Annotated in this window: 12 protein-coding genes; 1 reads left to right on the plus strand and 11 read right to left on the minus strand. The window is 45.3% G+C overall.

Going from position 1 to position 15,428, the window contains the following annotated elements; all coding sequences use genetic code 11:
- Positions 1-167: 167 nt before the first annotated feature.
- The 6 genes from QUA40_RS04680 to QUA40_RS04705 all read right to left on the minus strand — a co-directional run bounded on the left by QUA40_RS04680 (position 168) and on the right by QUA40_RS04705 (position 5,781).
- Positions 168-650, minus strand: a complete 483-nt coding sequence (locus QUA40_RS04680) for a hypothetical protein (RefSeq protein WP_333122178.1) — start codon at positions 648-650, stop codon at positions 168-170.
- Positions 651-659: 9 nt separating this feature from the next.
- Positions 660-1,031: a hypothetical protein gene (locus tag QUA40_RS04685; protein WP_333122179.1), complete on the minus strand. Its 372-nt coding sequence runs from the start codon at positions 1,029-1,031 to the stop codon at positions 660-662.
- A gap of 23 nt (positions 1,032-1,054) precedes the next feature.
- Complete coding sequence (locus QUA40_RS04690; RefSeq protein ID WP_333122181.1) at positions 1,055-1,255, minus strand: helix-turn-helix transcriptional regulator; 201 nt, start codon at positions 1,253-1,255, stop codon at positions 1,055-1,057.
- 291 nt (positions 1,256-1,546) lie between these two features.
- The gene (gene nrdJ / locus QUA40_RS04695; RefSeq protein ID WP_333122242.1) at positions 1,547-2,614 is read right to left on the minus strand and encodes a ribonucleoside-triphosphate reductase, adenosylcobalamin-dependent; all 1,068 of its coding nucleotides are present in this window, start codon (positions 2,612-2,614) and stop codon (positions 1,547-1,549) included.
- Between the two features lie 244 nt (positions 2,615-2,858).
- Positions 2,859-5,285 carry an LAGLIDADG family homing endonuclease gene (locus QUA40_RS04700; RefSeq protein ID WP_333122183.1) on the minus strand — a complete coding sequence of 809 codons (2,427 nt, stop codon included), beginning with the start codon at positions 5,283-5,285 and terminating at the stop codon, positions 2,859-2,861.
- A gap of 208 nt (positions 5,286-5,493) precedes the next feature.
- A complete protein-coding gene (locus tag QUA40_RS04705) occupies positions 5,494-5,781 on the minus strand; it encodes a hypothetical protein (protein WP_333094178.1) in 288 nt (95 codons plus the stop codon).
- Between the two features lie 184 nt (positions 5,782-5,965).
- On the opposite strand from QUA40_RS04705, the gene QUA40_RS04710 reads away from it, so the two are divergent.
- A complete protein-coding gene (locus QUA40_RS04710; RefSeq protein ID WP_333122185.1) occupies positions 5,966-6,706 on the plus strand; it encodes a hypothetical protein in 741 nt (246 codons plus the stop codon).
- A gap of 204 nt (positions 6,707-6,910) precedes the next feature.
- On the opposite strand, the gene QUA40_RS04715 is transcribed toward QUA40_RS04710, so the two are convergent.
- The 5 genes from QUA40_RS04715 to QUA40_RS04735 all read right to left on the minus strand — a co-directional run bounded on the left by QUA40_RS04715 (position 6,911) and on the right by QUA40_RS04735 (position 15,383).
- Positions 6,911-9,073 carry a DUF4394 domain-containing protein gene (locus QUA40_RS04715; protein WP_333122187.1) on the minus strand — a complete coding sequence of 721 codons (2,163 nt, stop codon included), beginning with the start codon at positions 9,071-9,073 and terminating at the stop codon, positions 6,911-6,913.
- Between the two features lie 567 nt (positions 9,074-9,640).
- Positions 9,641-10,732, minus strand: coding sequence for a hypothetical protein (locus QUA40_RS04720; RefSeq protein ID WP_333122188.1), 1,092 nt, complete (start codon positions 10,730-10,732; stop codon positions 9,641-9,643).
- A gap of 223 nt (positions 10,733-10,955) precedes the next feature.
- Positions 10,956-11,537 (minus strand): hypothetical protein, encoded by a 582-nt coding sequence (locus tag QUA40_RS04725; RefSeq protein ID WP_333122190.1) that lies wholly within the window; start codon positions 11,535-11,537, stop codon positions 10,956-10,958.
- Positions 11,538-11,677: 140 nt separating this feature from the next.
- Positions 11,678-12,631 carry an ABC transporter ATP-binding protein gene (locus QUA40_RS04730; protein ID WP_333122192.1) on the minus strand — a complete coding sequence of 318 codons (954 nt, stop codon included), beginning with the start codon at positions 12,629-12,631 and terminating at the stop codon, positions 11,678-11,680.
- 181 nt (positions 12,632-12,812) lie between these two features.
- Positions 12,813-15,383 carry a leucine-rich repeat domain-containing protein gene (locus QUA40_RS04735; RefSeq protein ID WP_333122193.1) on the minus strand — a complete coding sequence of 857 codons (2,571 nt, stop codon included), beginning with the start codon at positions 15,381-15,383 and terminating at the stop codon, positions 12,813-12,815.
- Positions 15,384-15,428: the final 45 nt, after the last annotated feature.

A 15,428-nucleotide genomic window follows, 5' to 3' on the forward strand; every position in this document is an offset into this window, starting at 1 on the left:
GAGAAGAGTGCAGTCTACGAACTGACTTGGCAAAACTTAGCTCGGAATTGGGGAATTTTAGGTCTGCACGCCACAGTTTATTTAACCGCAACCTTAGTACCGCAAAAGAGAAAAGAGATTTTCAAATAAATGTAGGGTGTCCCTCGGCGCACCTTACCGAGATTGTTTCAACCAGGAACTTTTGCTAGTTTATCCGGCGACAAAGGAGGCATCGCCAGCAATTCCTCAACAGAGAAAGGTTGGGGTTGAGGAATTGCTGCTTCAGAGTCCATGAGTTCTTTTATTTTGTCAAAAATCAAAACTGCTTCTGGTTCCCCGTCAGTTAGCTTATCGTAAAAATAAGGTATCGAAAACCAATGCTCAAAAGCAATCTCTAACAAACCGTTAGTTGCTAATTGCACTTGCCAGTACCGAGAATATCTGCCATCAATTATCTCAAATAACGGCGCTGGATTCTCTAGAGGATAATAAGTATAGCGCTCATCGCAAATATAGTACCCTAAATTTCCTTTCCATTCAGAGATAGCATAGACAGTATACTCTTTACCGACTGTCAATTTAAATTCAGTTTCTTTGGTAATGTCTAGCGGTGGATTGAGGTAATTTTCCGGCAGGTCAGCTCCTTTGTTGGCAATGCAGCGAATTTTCATATATTAACCTCACTGGTTTTTAGGTGCTATTTTAGGGTATGTACGTTTAATTTTGTACTCCACATTTTGCAGTGTGGAGGCATTTCTATACCAATGAATTTCAACGACATATCCCTCGATAATAGCGGTTTGGTTACTAGCCATTTTATACCAATCTTCAGGCTGACCGCCATAGTTGGCAACCAATCTGGGAGCATCTCCTAGCGGTCTCCTGGAGCCACCTTGAATCATGATGGCAGGTTGAGCCTTAGCGTCTTGCAGCAGTATTTGTTCTTGTAAATTGGTGGGAATATCATCTGGAAGCGCGCCTCTGATCATGCTGCTATTAGTTACAAACTCTAAAAACCAGGCTAATTTAATTATACAATACTGGTATTTCACGCAGCAGTTTCTTCAACCGCAAGTTAATCTACCAGTTCATCTAAGGAAAGTTTCAAGAGGTCGCACAATGCTTTCGTCTGTTCGAGATACAGCTTTGGAATATGTCTGCCCGCTTCCCAATTTTTCACAGTGGTTACAGTCACGCCCAATTCATCAGCAACTTGCTGCTGCCTCAAAGACAGCGATTGGCGTCGCTGTTTGAGTTTTCCCCCCACACTACTCATTCGCTGTACCGATTTCAGAATTCCTATGGTTAACTTTATTTAACCAAAATTTATCCTCTGACGAGGACTTACGCAACTGTCATATTTCTCTTAACTTTTAAGGTGCGTCAGTTTTTAGGTTGTTACGAAAAATTATGGTTTTACTCACTGAAGCACCCTACTTAATTAGGCCAGTTACGTTTAGGAATGTCCAGAACAGCCTCAATCAAGGCTTTATAATTTTTGTGCAACTCAAAAAAAAAAATCCCCAAAGCCTGGGGATTTCTCATACTTAAGCCAAGATCGCTAAATCTATTTAGTCTCCGGCATCAAACACTTATCGGAATCGCAGCCCGCCGGCCCCGAATCCATCATTTCACCCAAGTCATAGCGACTTAGTGCCGCATGAAAAACATCTATTTGGCGGCGCGCTAAACTTTCTTCCACCATCTTGGTGTAAATTTCCTTGCTCACCGGTTCAAAGGGTAGACGCGGGAAAGTTTCAAGAGCATCAAACCGAGCCAAAAGCGCTGCGGAAATGTAGCCTTCATCATCGCGAATCGCTTCATAAATCCGCGTACCCAAACTTTCCACTTCATTTTCTCGCAGTTCAATCGTGGCCGAAGTGTTATGTCTGACATAGAACTTTTGCACCTGCATATAAAAGTCCATTTGTGCGGCAGCCGAGAACTTGTTAATGTCAATTTCATCAGCACCGGGCAAGTCAGCCCAACTTACCGCAACAGGTATTTCTACCAGCCATTCTGTACAGCGTTCATCGAAGGGATTGTTCAGCAAATTGCCGTTTTCATCCTTGTCAGATTGAGACGGAATCACGTTGTATCCGTAGTCGATGCAGGCGAGGGCTACGGGGTCGTTTTTGCCGAAAGTGATTCGGCGAATGAAACGCTGGGCTTTCGGCGGATGCCAGCCGGGAGAAGCACCTGTCAGCAGAGATTTAGTACCCGATGGTTGAACAGTTGTGCAGCGATTTGGGCGTTTTAAGGAATGGCGATCGCAATAATCCCATACTACCCGATCGACAATCTCGCGCCAACCACTCAAATACTCTTCTTCCCGCTGTTTAAAAGCGATTCCTTGCGGAGTTTGCGGGCGGCCTTCCACCCACCAGCGCAGCCACTCAACGCCAAAAGCATGAACAAAGAAATCGAACAATCCCGTGAAAGATACGCCGACAATCGGGTCTAGTTCGCGGCTGTATTGATAGCGGGGCTCAAGAAATTTGTGATTGAGAAGTACCGCGACAGATAGAGCCGCAGCCTTGAAAGCTTCCTCCTGTTCTTTGAAATTGTAAGGGTCAATTTGATTGAGGTGAACCTCCGCCAAATTACAATGGAAATTAGAGCCGATGATTTCCAGTTTTGTTACCCTAAAGGCTTTTTATCCTCTAGTTCTACAGATTCCGTTTTCCCTGTAGCTCGGCGTACTTTTTCATTTACTGTAGTTGTAAATGCCCCGCACTCTTGCCAGGATTATATTCTTCAAAAAAGAAGGTTCACCCGGTACGCTCTACGGTGGTAAAGGATTTTTAATTCCCTTACTTACCTCGGAGTTAACATCTCAGTCTTCTCCGATTTTGCGAGGTTTTTTACGTGAGGCAAAATTACTTACCACACGGGTTTAAGCCCACACGGACTAACCGATGCTCTAACTCGCCAGCAGTCATATTAGGATGGCGTTCCTGCAACCACTCTTTAGCTTTTCCTTCGTCGTAAGCTTTCAAAAACTCACTTCTAAGACTCGGTGTTGAAAGTAAATCAACGTTAGATCGAGCTACAGCTTCCCCAGCCCATTGAATCGCACCTTCGCCGCTGTAATACTGTTTACGGACAGCATCAATACATTCTTCTAGTGTAGGTTTGGTATGGAAAACTCGCGTATGGTTTGCCATACGAAGGGCATCGCGTTCTGGATCTATTCTCCAGTTTCCACTTTCATCTTGTTGCCACAAATTGTTTTTAGCATTTGCGCCTAGTTCATCACCCGATTCAAACTGACGCATTCCGGCGCTGTTGTGCACTAGCAAGCCATCAGCAATAAACTCATGATCGCCTTCGACTTCAATATCGAAAGTTTCAGCTTCACCAGCCGGTGCTACAAACAGAACTTCTATGGGCAACCAGTGAGGATTTACCGCATCCTCTGCCATTAAAGCATCCCAATTTGCATCTCTATGTCCTCGTCCCGTTGGATGAGCAATTAACCGAGAGGCATGAGATTTTACAAAAGGTTTCCAACCTGCGGCAGAGGCTTGTTGAATTAACTGATAAGGTAAGGATAATCCATTCTTTTTACCTTGACGGATAGTAAAGCCATCACGTACTGCAAATTGATTCACCAAACCCACAGTTACAGCTTGAGATTGCAAGCCTTGAATATGAATCCAGTGGCAACCGTCATAGATTTTATCTCTGCCTTTCAAAGTTTTTGGCTCGCGCTCATGCAAGGTAGTAGCAATTCCCAAGGAGAGGGCTAGCTTTTGCACTTCTCGTAAAAATTCTAACTTGTTAGAGTTGACCAAAACATTTCGGGAAGGAGTACCATCTGCATCACTCAATCCTGCTAGAAAAGCAGCTCGGATTTCCCGATTTCCTTGCCAGACAAACTCTGGAATTATCGGAGATTGCCAAGGTTTCTTGTACTGTCCGAGAGTTTCCGCAAATTCTTTGCGATAAACATTGATATTGGCGTGACTGCCTTGAATATTCAAGGTTGGAGAGTACCCAAGATTGCTGAGAATTCTGAGAATCTTCTCTCCTAAGATTCCCTGCAAACGCTGGGTTGAAATGGCAAAGCTAACAACTCCACCACCACCATTTCGTCTTTTAGTGGATTCTAAATCGGCGTGACCGTCGCCAATAAAAAAACCGATAAGCCATGCCCAATCTGTTGTAGAGTTAGGCAGTCCTTTCGAGTGAGGGACGGATATTAGCCGATCGCCCTTTTGCAATTCGCCTGCATATTTCCAAGTATAAGATCGCAGTCCGTCATAGACAGCAACGCGATGATTTGCAGTACACCGAATTGAAGTTGCTGGGGTGCGAATTTCTACAACATCCTGATTGCCTTGGATAAATTTATTGAGTACAGGACGATATTCACCAGATGAAGTTAACACCAACTCCCCAATCTGAATATCTTGGATTGGCTTCATGCCTGAAATGGCTGAAACTCTTGCTCCGTAAGCAATACATCGACGAATGTTGCCGGCGACGATCGTGACCGCTGCTTCATCAATCAAGACGCAGCATTCAACTGAATTTAACTGCCGCCCTAAAGCTTTATTCAAAATTGCGGCGCAGCGCTGATAAAGGTCGGGCAATTTCACCGGATTTGCTACTCCGCCAAAACCTTTTAAAGGTTCTCCCACCGGGCGAACGTCGCTCAAATCGATGAAAACTTGAACTTCTCCTGCAAATCTTTCATCTGTGGATAATTCCAGCAAAGTTTGATAGGAGTTTACCCAACCTTGGCGAGAATCTCCGACATAAATAGTTGCGGTTTTTTCTGCTATTTTTACTTCTGTTTCTTGACGGCGCGACTGGGCGGGTGTAGAGCCGATTTCGCCTTGCATGGTTAGGGTTAAGCGGTTGCGGATCGGCGGCAGTTGGTTGATATATTGTGGTTCCAAGACTGCCCCGGTGCCGCAGCCCATCATTGCCAAATCCATCAACAAACCAAAGGAACGCCAGTCGAGAATATTTGTTGAGGAGCAATTATATGCGCCGGAAAAATTCTCTGGTTGCTCGATCCATTTGCTGCCACCTACCCACAGCCAGCGGCCTGAAGCGAGGGTTTTGAGCTGGTTTTGCATCCGGTGCAACAGTTGTGTTTCTTCGGGGGTGAGGTTTCCCAGCTTTTGGAGCCCCTGGACTGTTCGATCGCACACTTCCTCCCAAGTCTCCCTTCCCGTCTCGGTACGGCGGCTGTAAGTCCTAAAAAATACTGGATTGGCTGCGGGTGCTGTTTCGGGGAAATCGGACAGGTTGCGTTTCTCGCTGGCACTTGATCGCTCTAATTCTCGAACCATAGGTTGTGTACTGACGTGTCGGAATAAATCAACAGACTACGAATATACAACAGGATTCAGATTTAGGGTAAAAGGTTAATATATTTGACAATTTGCACTAGATATGGGGCACAGAACTGTACAAGCTCGATCGGGCGAGATCCTAAAAACATGACGAAAAAACCCGATTTCTTCCTGAAACCGGGTGAAGCGCAAATCTTGTCAAGTGTCAATCCTTTGTCAATAAAAACTCAATATTGGGTAACAGCGGGTCTTGAACAACCCCCACACCGTTAAAGCCCCAACGTTCGAGTAGCTTTTTTACCTGAGAACCGGAAATCGATTCTACTCCGAATCGATCAGCAACATCAGCAGCGTGGGCGTTGAGATAGCTCAAAGCGTCATAGTCTTCGCGAAACATCAGCAGGTAACTCACTGCCGAATCTGGATTGGGACAAGCGCTAATATATTTGCCGTCAGCACGAGAACGCAGCAAGTAAAAAACTTGAGATAACATCTTATGTTTTAGCTGTTCAGATTGGCGATGAATAGTAGGGATTTACGCAAAGGTGCAATTTTTGCACTATTTGTAGGGGGTAAAGTGCTTATGGCCAGCCCTACAGATAGAGTTTGTGCGTAACTCCTAAATTTATTATAGTTTAAAATAGAGAAAATATCAACAACTTCAGGAATAATAAAAAGTGAAAATTATTTCAAGATTAAAAGTATCAAGCGGGAAGATTTTCAATAGCATAGCGTTTTTCTCTTTCGCTACTACCTTATGCTGCTTTTTGTCGCCAAGCTATCAAATTCTTGACCCTATAGATATAATTAACATTATCCTAGCTCCTGTCAAATTAATTTTGTACCTTCCTTTAATTCTATTATTTTCATTCTCTAATTGGAGTTGGGATAGTTTAGCTTGGTTGCTGTGGCTGTCAATCTTGCTAATTTGGGCGTACAGTCTCATCAATGCACGTCTATGGCTGAAACAGTTTCGTTGGTGGATTACTCCATTGCTAGCATGGATTCTTTCACTAATTTGGGCAACACATCTTTTATTATGGTTCAATTTTACGCTTTATAAGCCGGCATTAGAAAAAATAGCCGATAGCGTAAAAGTTGCAACCTCTCAAAACAAAGTATTGGAGTTTAATCCGAGTCAAAAAATAGGAATTTTTGAGATTCTTGGTGTCTATAGAGTGTACGACCAATCTGAACCTGCCCCAGATAATCTGGCAATCTTGCCGACAACAACCAATGTCACGTCAATTGAGATAGAGGGTAAGTGGGCGCATCAGGGATTCGTTCGGGATTTATCTCGCAAAGCCGGTGGTTTCCAGGCGATAAATTTTAGCTTTGCGCCCGGTAGCAACAACGGCGATCAAAATATTTTTTATCTCGGCGATGGTTGGTATGCTTTCCAAAACTTGTTTGACTAACAGGACTTATGCCTCAACCCTATTTTTAAGGTGCGTATTGCGTACCTTACTATAGCAATCCTAAATCATTTGCATAATTATTGTAGGGGCAATTCCCCCGTGGTTGCCCGATAGATAGGGGGTAGGCACGGGGGCACTACCCCTACAAATTTATCTGAATCATTTAGGATTGCTATACTATCCCAGATTTGCCAGTAATAACATCTAAATCAAAGTTAGTGCTAAACCTTTAATCCCTCGCCCGTCACCAATTTGACCGACTATAGAAGCTTGACCTGTCGTCAAATTGATATTGTATAGGCTGGAAACTCCGCCAACCTCGATCGCAGCCAAAGCCGTCTCGTTACCGCCAACACTCCTGACATCAAAGCCGAGAACGTTACCAGCATCAATTCCCAAAGATCCGATCGTATTCAACACTCCATTATTCGGCGGATCTTGCCGCACCAAAACATCTAAATTGGTGTCAATTGCAAACAGCGTTGTCGAAGTTGCCCCTGCAAAGTTATTAACATACGCAGCAGCAGCAGCAGCGCCGGGATTGCCAAAATTGCGATCGCCTGCAGCATAAGCCAAATTCCCGTCGAGTTGAATTCCCCCTGTCAGCGTGTCAAAATCGACAATTGCCCCGGTATCTGGGTTGAGGCGGGCGTTTTGACCGGCTTGATTGACAAACCGAATTCGATCCACTGTCGGATTGAAATCAAAACCCGCAGCCCCCGGAGTTAGGGGAACAGCAAATTGCCCGCTACCGACTTGACTTGCAGCCCCAGTCACCGGATTAATCGCGTACAAGCGATTGCTAGAACCCACACCGTAAAGCAAACCGTTAGCGGGGCGAAAATCAATTCCCAGCAAACTTTCTCCCGGCTGCAACCCTGTAACTGCCACGTCGCTGAGAATCGCCCGCGGTCCCGCCTCGTTAAAACCGACAATTGTTTCAGCGCCATTTCTGACAGTTAAAGCGTAAGCTGTAGGCAGAGGCAAAGCCAAACCGTTAATCTGTCTCCCGTCGGCAATTTGACCGACAAAGGAAGCTTGACCGCTACTTAAATTGATATTGTACAAGCCCGAAATGCCACCAACTTCCAGCGCTGCCACCGCGACATCGCGGCCACCAATACTCCTGACATCAAAGCCGAGAACGCTAGTAGCATCAACTCCCAAAGATCCGATCGTATTCAACACTCCATTATTGGGCGGATCTTGTCGCACCAAAATATCCAAATCGCTGTCAATTACAAACAGCGTTGTGGAAGTTCCCCCTGCAAAGTTATTCACATACGCAGCCCCAGCAGCCGCTGGATTTGACCCAAAATTGCGATCGCCCTCCCGGTAAGCCAAATTCCCGTCGAGTTGAATTCCCCCCGCCAGCGTGTCAAAATCCACAAGTGCCCCGGTATCCGGGTTGAGGCGGGCGTTTTGATCGGCTTGATTGACAAACCGAATTCGATCGACTGTCGGATTGAAATCAAAACCCGCAGCCCCCGGAGTTAGAGGAACAGCAAACTGCCCGTTACCGACTGGACTTGCTTCCCCAGTCATCGGATTGACAGTATACAAGCGATTGCTAGAACCCACACCGTAAAGCAAACCGTTAGCCGGCCGATAATCAATCCCCAGCAAACTTTCTCCCGCTTGCAATCCAGTCACGGGGAAATCTGAGATGACACTTCCCGGATTGGAAAGACTAAAACCGACAATCCGATTAGCAGGAGTTAAAGCATAAGCCGTTGTCCGCGCTGAAGGCGGGGGGTTGGGAACAACGCTGCCAATATTATTAGTGAAACTTGCCTGGTTAATCGAACTTTGTCTCACCCCTCTGAGAGTAGCGAGAAATTCTCCAGTCACTCGGTCTTGAATAACAGTATCGTTTCCAGCTTCCTGAATATTCAAGTCGCTAAAACTAAGACCTCCAGCCAAACCGATTAAATCTGTACCCGCTGCAAAATCGGCGATCGCGTCAGCATTTGCGAAATTAGCACCGCCGCTGGTACGACCAGGATCTGCCTCAGCATAGCGCCTCAAAACAAATACGTCTGCCCCGTCTCCGCCTATCAGGATATCAGTATCTCGATCGCCCGACAAAACATCATTGCCGGAGTTTCCCGATATGGAGTCGCTGCCTTTTCCACCCACTAAAAAATCGTTACCTTCTCCGCCGTTAATAGTGTCGTTCTCTAAATCTCCAAAAAGCGAATCTTGACCCGAATTGCCATCAATTAAATCGCTTTGCTTACCTCCAAAAATGCTGTCATTACCAGAGTTTCCGGCAATGGTGTCATTGCCCATCAAACCAAATATTAGGTCATCTTCTGAAGATCCTGCTAGCAAGTTTGCTTGTGCGGTGTCTCTAATTTCTGCCATGCTCTAATCACCCTCTAAATTTGATACTTACGTGGCCTAACGGCGGCGGTATTCTCAGTCAAAATATCACAAATTCGCACTTTTAGGATAGTTTTTATTATTTTCTGCTGTAGGGGTGGGTTGCCATAAAAGTATTACACGCAGCTAAAATGATATATAAACCCGCCCCCGGATTCAAATAAACTCACTCCTAAATACAGATTACTTAGCCATATTTTATAATTGGGTGTGTAGCCAAGCGCCATCGCAGCTCAACTGCAAACAGGCAAGCTGAAATTTTGAGCGGTGCGAACCTATGAAATTTTGTACTGCGTTCATTAGTAATATACGCTGACTCTATAATTTTGGATCTGTACAGTCAAAAATTATTTTTCAACTTTAATCTTAAAGCCTCCCAAGGTGGGCTTTGTGTGTGTAGCGGCGACCACCATCGCTCAATATAAAGTGGATTATAAATGCGAAATTGGCATAATAAGTTAGTTAAACAGTCGTTTTCAGATGACTTAAGCTTTCAGGCAGGGGTTTAAATCCCTGCCTGAATCGGAGTTTCAAGTTTCCGCTGCTTTTTCAAGCTTTCAGCAGTGCTTTAGAAGCAGATTTTCCGGCGAGTTTTAGTTGCGATCGCAATTTTAGATTCAGCAACACCAACACAGTCCACTGACTGAGTATAGAAAACAAAATGGTATTTCCTGACGCTACGAGAGACGACGAAGACCAAAAGCTAGCAAATGTTGAAGAAAACCAAAAAATAGGAGCTTTTTCTGGGGTGAGCAAGAGCATAGATAAAATCAGAGGAGGCAACAAGATAGCGCTACCGACAGTGCCTGCGGCCCAAATTTCCTGATTTCGGGTTTTTGTAAATAGGAATAGTTGGGTGATGGCTGCGTAAATTAGAATGAGATTAAGGCAGCAAATTACGCCCCAAAATTCTTTTGCCTCAATTTTGTGAAACAGCGTCAGAGGTGTTAAAATGATGACTGAGCTGAGGAGATTAATCGCGATCTCAACTCCAGCCGGACTTTTTTCGCTCCAAATTAAATCGAGTAGCGGGTAGCGTCGCCACAACTTCTGACTGCTGGGAACGATTTGTTGCCTATACCTTGCCCAATCGTACAAAGATTGTCTCTCAGATGTTAAAGCTGCAATTAAAGTTAAGAACATCAGCAAATTCACGACAAGTAAACCGCTGCTATTACCGTAGGATGCGAGACTTGATTGGAGTCCAAACCCTAAAATTATTAGCTGACAGCAGATAACTACCAAATAACTTTGTCGCTTGCTCAAAACTGTAGCAGTGGGATTTGGAAAGCGGCGCTGCCATCCCTGCCACATCCAATAGGTTCCTGTACCACAAACCAAGAGAGACAAAGCAAGAACACTCGCAATATTTGTACCCACTGGCGAGTAAAACCATTGCAACTTGTCTAAATTTGCAACTAACCAATTGAAAGCATGATTGTTATTAACACCAACTCCAAAAAGCAGATATCTCAGGATAGGAATGGGAGACAAAAATGTTAGCAAATCCCAAGCAGTTCGCGTTAACTGGATCACCGACATCCCAAACACAACAAAAACCGTAGCGCTAGCCAACCAAGGTTGAAATCCTCCCAACCAACTGGTTGTCAATCCAAATAGCATCGCACTGCTGTAAAACAAAGCACAGCTAGCTGCAACCGCTATGTAGGGCTTGCTGAATAAAACTAGAAGCTATGACTGCCAGGGGTTTCAAGACTTTTAAACCCAAAAAAGTGCAAGGTTATGACGTTTGTCGGCTCAAAATCCTTGGATTTCGGTGGAAAATTGTGGAGTAAATTTGGGACACCCATCTCCGAATCTCCCATTTTTAAAGCTGTTTGGCACTTAGATTCGATTTGTGGACTTATTCAGCAAGCCCTATGTAGAAACATAAAATTTCATTCAGGGGTATTTGAGCAGCTAATCCAGCGTACAGGTGCAGGGGTACGGCCAGAATTGTTGCTAAATAAAGTAAAATTGGTACGCCAAGAATTTTGCCTAGAAAAATTGTTTTGGCAGACTGGGGACTGAGGCGAATAAAGTTGAGCGTGCCACGGCGTTCCTCCTTGTCTAAGTCACTGACAAGTAGATAAGTCCCTGCTACTAATAAAGCTAAGACGCTAAATATGCTCAGCCAAACGAATATCTCTAGCCACCACTCCCGCCAGTTAATGACAAAGTTGCTGAAGGCATCTCTGACGCAGATTTTTTCATAGGAATTGGCCGCCTCATTTAAAGTGCAAAATCTGTGATAGATGGGATTAGTGTACTCCCCATTAGCAGGGGGAACGGGTATCTGGGCTCTGAAATACATGAACAGCAGTAGTTGACCGCTTAGGGAAAGGGCAGAGGCTAGTGCCATATTGCCAATTTTCCAGCGGCCTTTGATTTCTCGAAATAACTGAGGATTCCAGTTGCCGATTTGGTCGAGTAAGTTGAGTATCATGGTTTATTGGTGATTAGTTATTGGTAATTCTCTCCCTTCTCTTCCTCTGTGCCCTCTGCGCTCTCTGCGGTTAAATCATCCCCATCCAACCGTCAAGGATGTAATTAACCGTTGATTCCGGCAAAGAAAAAACGAGCAAATTAGGAAGCTTGCTGGTGTCCCATTTTGAGGAAAATGGTTTCTAAATCTTCTTGAGTGCAGTGGAACTCTGTTAGCGGAATCTTGGCCGCGACGAGTTCCCGTAATAAATTGGCGGCATCTTCTCGACTTCCTGAAAAGTGAGCGCACACCTGTTGAGTTTCCGGTACTATTTCCCAACTTTCTACCCAAGAAATTTTTTTTAATTCGGATGTTAGTGCTTCTAAATTGCCTCCTAAAACTGACATGAAAATTTGCTGGCGACTCAGACGTTTGTAAAGTTCTTGTAAAGGTGCGCTTTCGACCAGATATCCGAGTTCCATGATGCCCACCCAGCTACAAAGTTCGGCTAAGTCGCTGAGGACGTGAGATGATATGACTACGGTCATCCCGACTGATTGCAAGGTTTTGATAATTTCGCGAAACTGCATTCTGGCGATCGGATCTAAGCCAGAAACGGGTTCGTCTAACAACAGCAACAGCGGTTCGTGGATAATAGTTCTCCCCAAACTCAGGCGCTGTTTCATCCCCCGCGAAAGGGTGGAAATTAAGCTGTTGCGCTTGTTGGTTAGTTGCACGAGTTCTAACACGGAATTGATTCGCTCTCGGCGGCGCGGTTGCTGGAGGTTGTAGAGTCGGGCAAAATAGTCTAAATAATCCCAAACAGTCAAGTCGTCGTAGAGGGGAAAGTCGTCGGGAAGAAAGCCGATGCGCTGTTTGAGAATTGGGTGCGATCGATCGCGCAATAACCGATCGCCATTGATGTATATTTCCCCTATAGTCGGTTCTTCAGCCGCCGCCAACATCCGCAGCAAAGTAGTTTTCCCAGCACCGTTAGGGCCGATGAGCCCGCATACTTCGCCTGCTGCTACTTGCAAATCGATGTCATTGACTGCTATATGGCGATCGAATTGTTTCGTGAGTCCGCGAGTTTCTATTGCTAGTTGTTTTGCCATGTTTGGAGGGTGAATGAAGTTTTATCGGTGCATTCCTGGCATGAAAATAGAAATCTACAACTAGCCTAGCCCGTTCTTCAAGGAATTGTCAGCCCCGTTCTGAAATTAAAAATTCAAACGCTTTTATATCTGCTATGCCCGATGCCCACGAGCATCTAATTTACCTGAGAAAGGCTATATATCAAGTCTGCACGGAAAATTCCTCTGGATCGATACCCCAATTTACCCAGCGAATTGCCTCCCTAGCAGATGTCAGATAAAACGGCACTCTCAAAGCGTGAATGAATCCCGTACTCGGACAAGTCATTTTTAACAAACAAATCGGCTCCCAATCCGAGCCGTTATCTATTTGTAATAGTGCATATTCCTGCCAACTATCTATTTGTTTTGCTGACAATTCTTGAATTATGCGCTCGTAACCAATTCCTTGAATTAACACTCGCTTCAGTTCGGCATTATCTTCTGATAACAGCCATTGGGATTGCCATTGGTTCGGGTGTATTTGACCGTATTTTTCAGGCAATTTGACGCCGTGATAATAGTAAAAATTCCATCCATCCGCAAACTCAATAGCAGGTTCTCCTTCCGCGTGCAAGCGGTTTTGACTGTCAAAGCGCAGGTGGCGGGGGCGATCGCACACCACGCACATCTTTTCAGAGGGAAATATCCAACCGCAATCCTCGAAAAGCAGCTTTTGGCAGCGAAGTATTTCTTGTGCCTTTTGGGAGAGATTGACGCCTAATGAAGAGATATAAAGTTCAGTCACATAGATCTTTCTACACAAACTCGTGGGGGTTTCAGAAACATACCACATCCTTGGTTCCGCTCGCTGATAGCTGTGAAGCAATTCTCGCTGATAGCTGCGAAGCAATTCGTTCATTAGCGAACGCAGTGTGCTGTCTGCTTCGGACTCGATCGTCATGCTATCGAGCTCATACTGCCACACCGCCCGACTTGCAAAGTCTCCCACAGGGGACATCCATTTCCAGTCTAGATTTTTCCCCCATCTATTGCTGTTTTGTGAGTCGCGTTCGAGCAAGTTGAAGATTTGGAGATAAGCGTCGCGGGGACTGCTGCCAACAATAACTTCGGGTTCTTCTAAGCCAATAGCGGCATAGGCAACTTTGACTGCTTCTGTGGCTTTTTGAGCATCAATTGGCCTAGTCGAGAGAGTAAGACGTTTCTGTGCGAGTTCGCCTAACAGGCACAGAGCGGTAATTTGATTGTTCTCGAGCTTCAGTGTTGTCAGAGTTGTCAGATTGGTGAGCGAGCGCAAGGCGCTGATATCGGTAATTTGATTGTTGTCGAGATGCAGTGTTGTCAGATTGGTGAGCGAGCCGAGGAAGCTGATGTCGGTAATTTGATTGTGCCTCAGATGCAGTGTTGTCAGATTGGTGAGCGAGCCGAGGAAGCTGATGTCGGTAATTTGATTACAGGAGAGATCCAGTGTTGTCAGATTGGTGAGCGATCGCAAGGCGCTGATGTCGGTAATTTGATTACAGGAGAGATCCAGTGTTGTCAGATTGGTGAGCGAGCCGAGGAAGCTGATGTCGGTAATTTGATTGCCCCCGAGATGCAGTATTGTAAGATTGGTGAGCGAGCCGAGGAAGCTGATGTCGGTAATTTGATTGAAGCGGAGATCGAGTGTGGTCAGATTGGTGAGCGATCGCAACGCGCTGATATCGGTAATTTTATTGCCGTAGATCTCCAAATTCCTCAGCTTGGTGAGCGATTTGAGGGATCTGATGTCAGTAATTTTATTCCTGCCAAGATTCAGTGTGGTCAGATTGGTGAGCGAGCCGAGGGAGCTGATGTCGGTAATTCGATGATTGTCCGTGAGATCGAGTGTTGTCAGATTGGTGAGCGAGCCGAGGAAGCTGATGTCGGTAATTTCATTGTGCGTCAGATTCAGTGTGGTCAGATTGGTGAGCGAGCCGAGGATACTGATATCGGTAATTTTATTCCTGCCAAGATTCAGTGTGGTCAGATTGGTGAGATTGGTGAGCTCGCGCAAGGCGCTGATATCGGTAATGTAACTGTTGCCGAGATACAGTGTTGTCAGATTGGTGAGCGATTTGAGGGATCTGATGTCAGTAATTTGATTGGTGCGGAGATCCAGTGTTGTCAGATTGGTGAGCGAGCCGAGGAAGCTGATATCGGTAATTCTCTGGCAGTAGAGATGCAGTGTTTTCAGATTAGTGAGCCATCGCAACGCGCTGATATCGGTAATTTGATTGCTGTTGATCTCCAAATTCCTCAGCTTGGTGAGCGAGCCGAGGGAGCTGATGTCAGTAATGTTATTGGCAAGATTCAGTGTGGTCAGATTGGTGAGCGAGCCGAGGGAGCTGATGTCGGTAATTCCATAATTGTGCGTGAGATCGAGTGTGGTCAGATTGGTGAGCGATTTGAGCGATCTGATGTCGGTAATTTTATTCCTGCCAAGATTCAGTGTTGTCAGATTGGTGAGCGAGCCGAGGATGCTGATATCGGTAATGCTATTGCCGCTGAGATTGAGTGTGGTCAGATTGGTGAGCGATTTGAGCGATCTGATGTCGGTAATGCTATTGTGGCTGAGATCCAGTTCTGTCATGCTTGAAAGTATCTGCTCCGCTGCTTGTGCGTCATCAGTGCCAGCCGTTTTTAACAACACTTTAACTGTATGCCTTGCCTCTTCTGAAAGACTGTCAATATGCCTGCACCAGTCTGCAAAGCGACTAAAACTCATTGGCTCGTTTGGTGGTTTTTCTGACATAAAACACTCCGAGATGGGTAATGAGGGATGGGGCATGGGACATGG

It is taken from the genome of Microcoleus sp. Pol11C3, assembly GCF_036701485.1.
Classification (GTDB): domain Bacteria; phylum Cyanobacteriota; class Cyanobacteriia; order Cyanobacteriales; family Microcoleaceae; genus Microcoleus.

Bases quoted from the DNA above. Each gene is read 5' to 3' on its own strand.
- QUA40_RS04680 (WP_333122178.1), bottom strand. From the start codon at position 650: ATGAAAATTCGCTGCATTGCCAACAAAGGAGCTGACCTGCCGGAAAAT.
- QUA40_RS04690 (WP_333122181.1), bottom strand. From the start codon at position 1,255: ATGAGTAGTGTGGGGGGAAAACTCAAACAGCGACGCCAATCGCTGTCT.
- QUA40_RS04700 (WP_333122183.1), bottom strand. From the start codon at position 5,285: ATGGTTCGAGAATTAGAGCGATCAAGTGCCAGCGAGAAACGCAACCTG.
- QUA40_RS04705 (WP_333094178.1), bottom strand. From the start codon at position 5,781: ATGTTATCTCAAGTTTTTTACTTGCTGCGTTCTCGTGCTGACGGCAAA.
- QUA40_RS04715 (WP_333122187.1), bottom strand. From the start codon at position 9,073: ATGGCAGAAATTAGAGACACCGCACAAGCAAACTTGCTAGCAGGATCT.
- QUA40_RS04725 (WP_333122190.1), bottom strand. From the start codon at position 11,537: ATGATACTCAACTTACTCGACCAAATCGGCAACTGGAATCCTCAGTTA.
- QUA40_RS04730 (WP_333122192.1), bottom strand. From the start codon at position 12,631: ATGGCAAAACAACTAGCAATAGAAACTCGCGGACTCACGAAACAATTC.
- QUA40_RS04735 (WP_333122193.1), bottom strand. From the start codon at position 15,383: ATGTCAGAAAAACCACCAAACGAGCCAATGAGTTTTAGTCGCTTTGCA.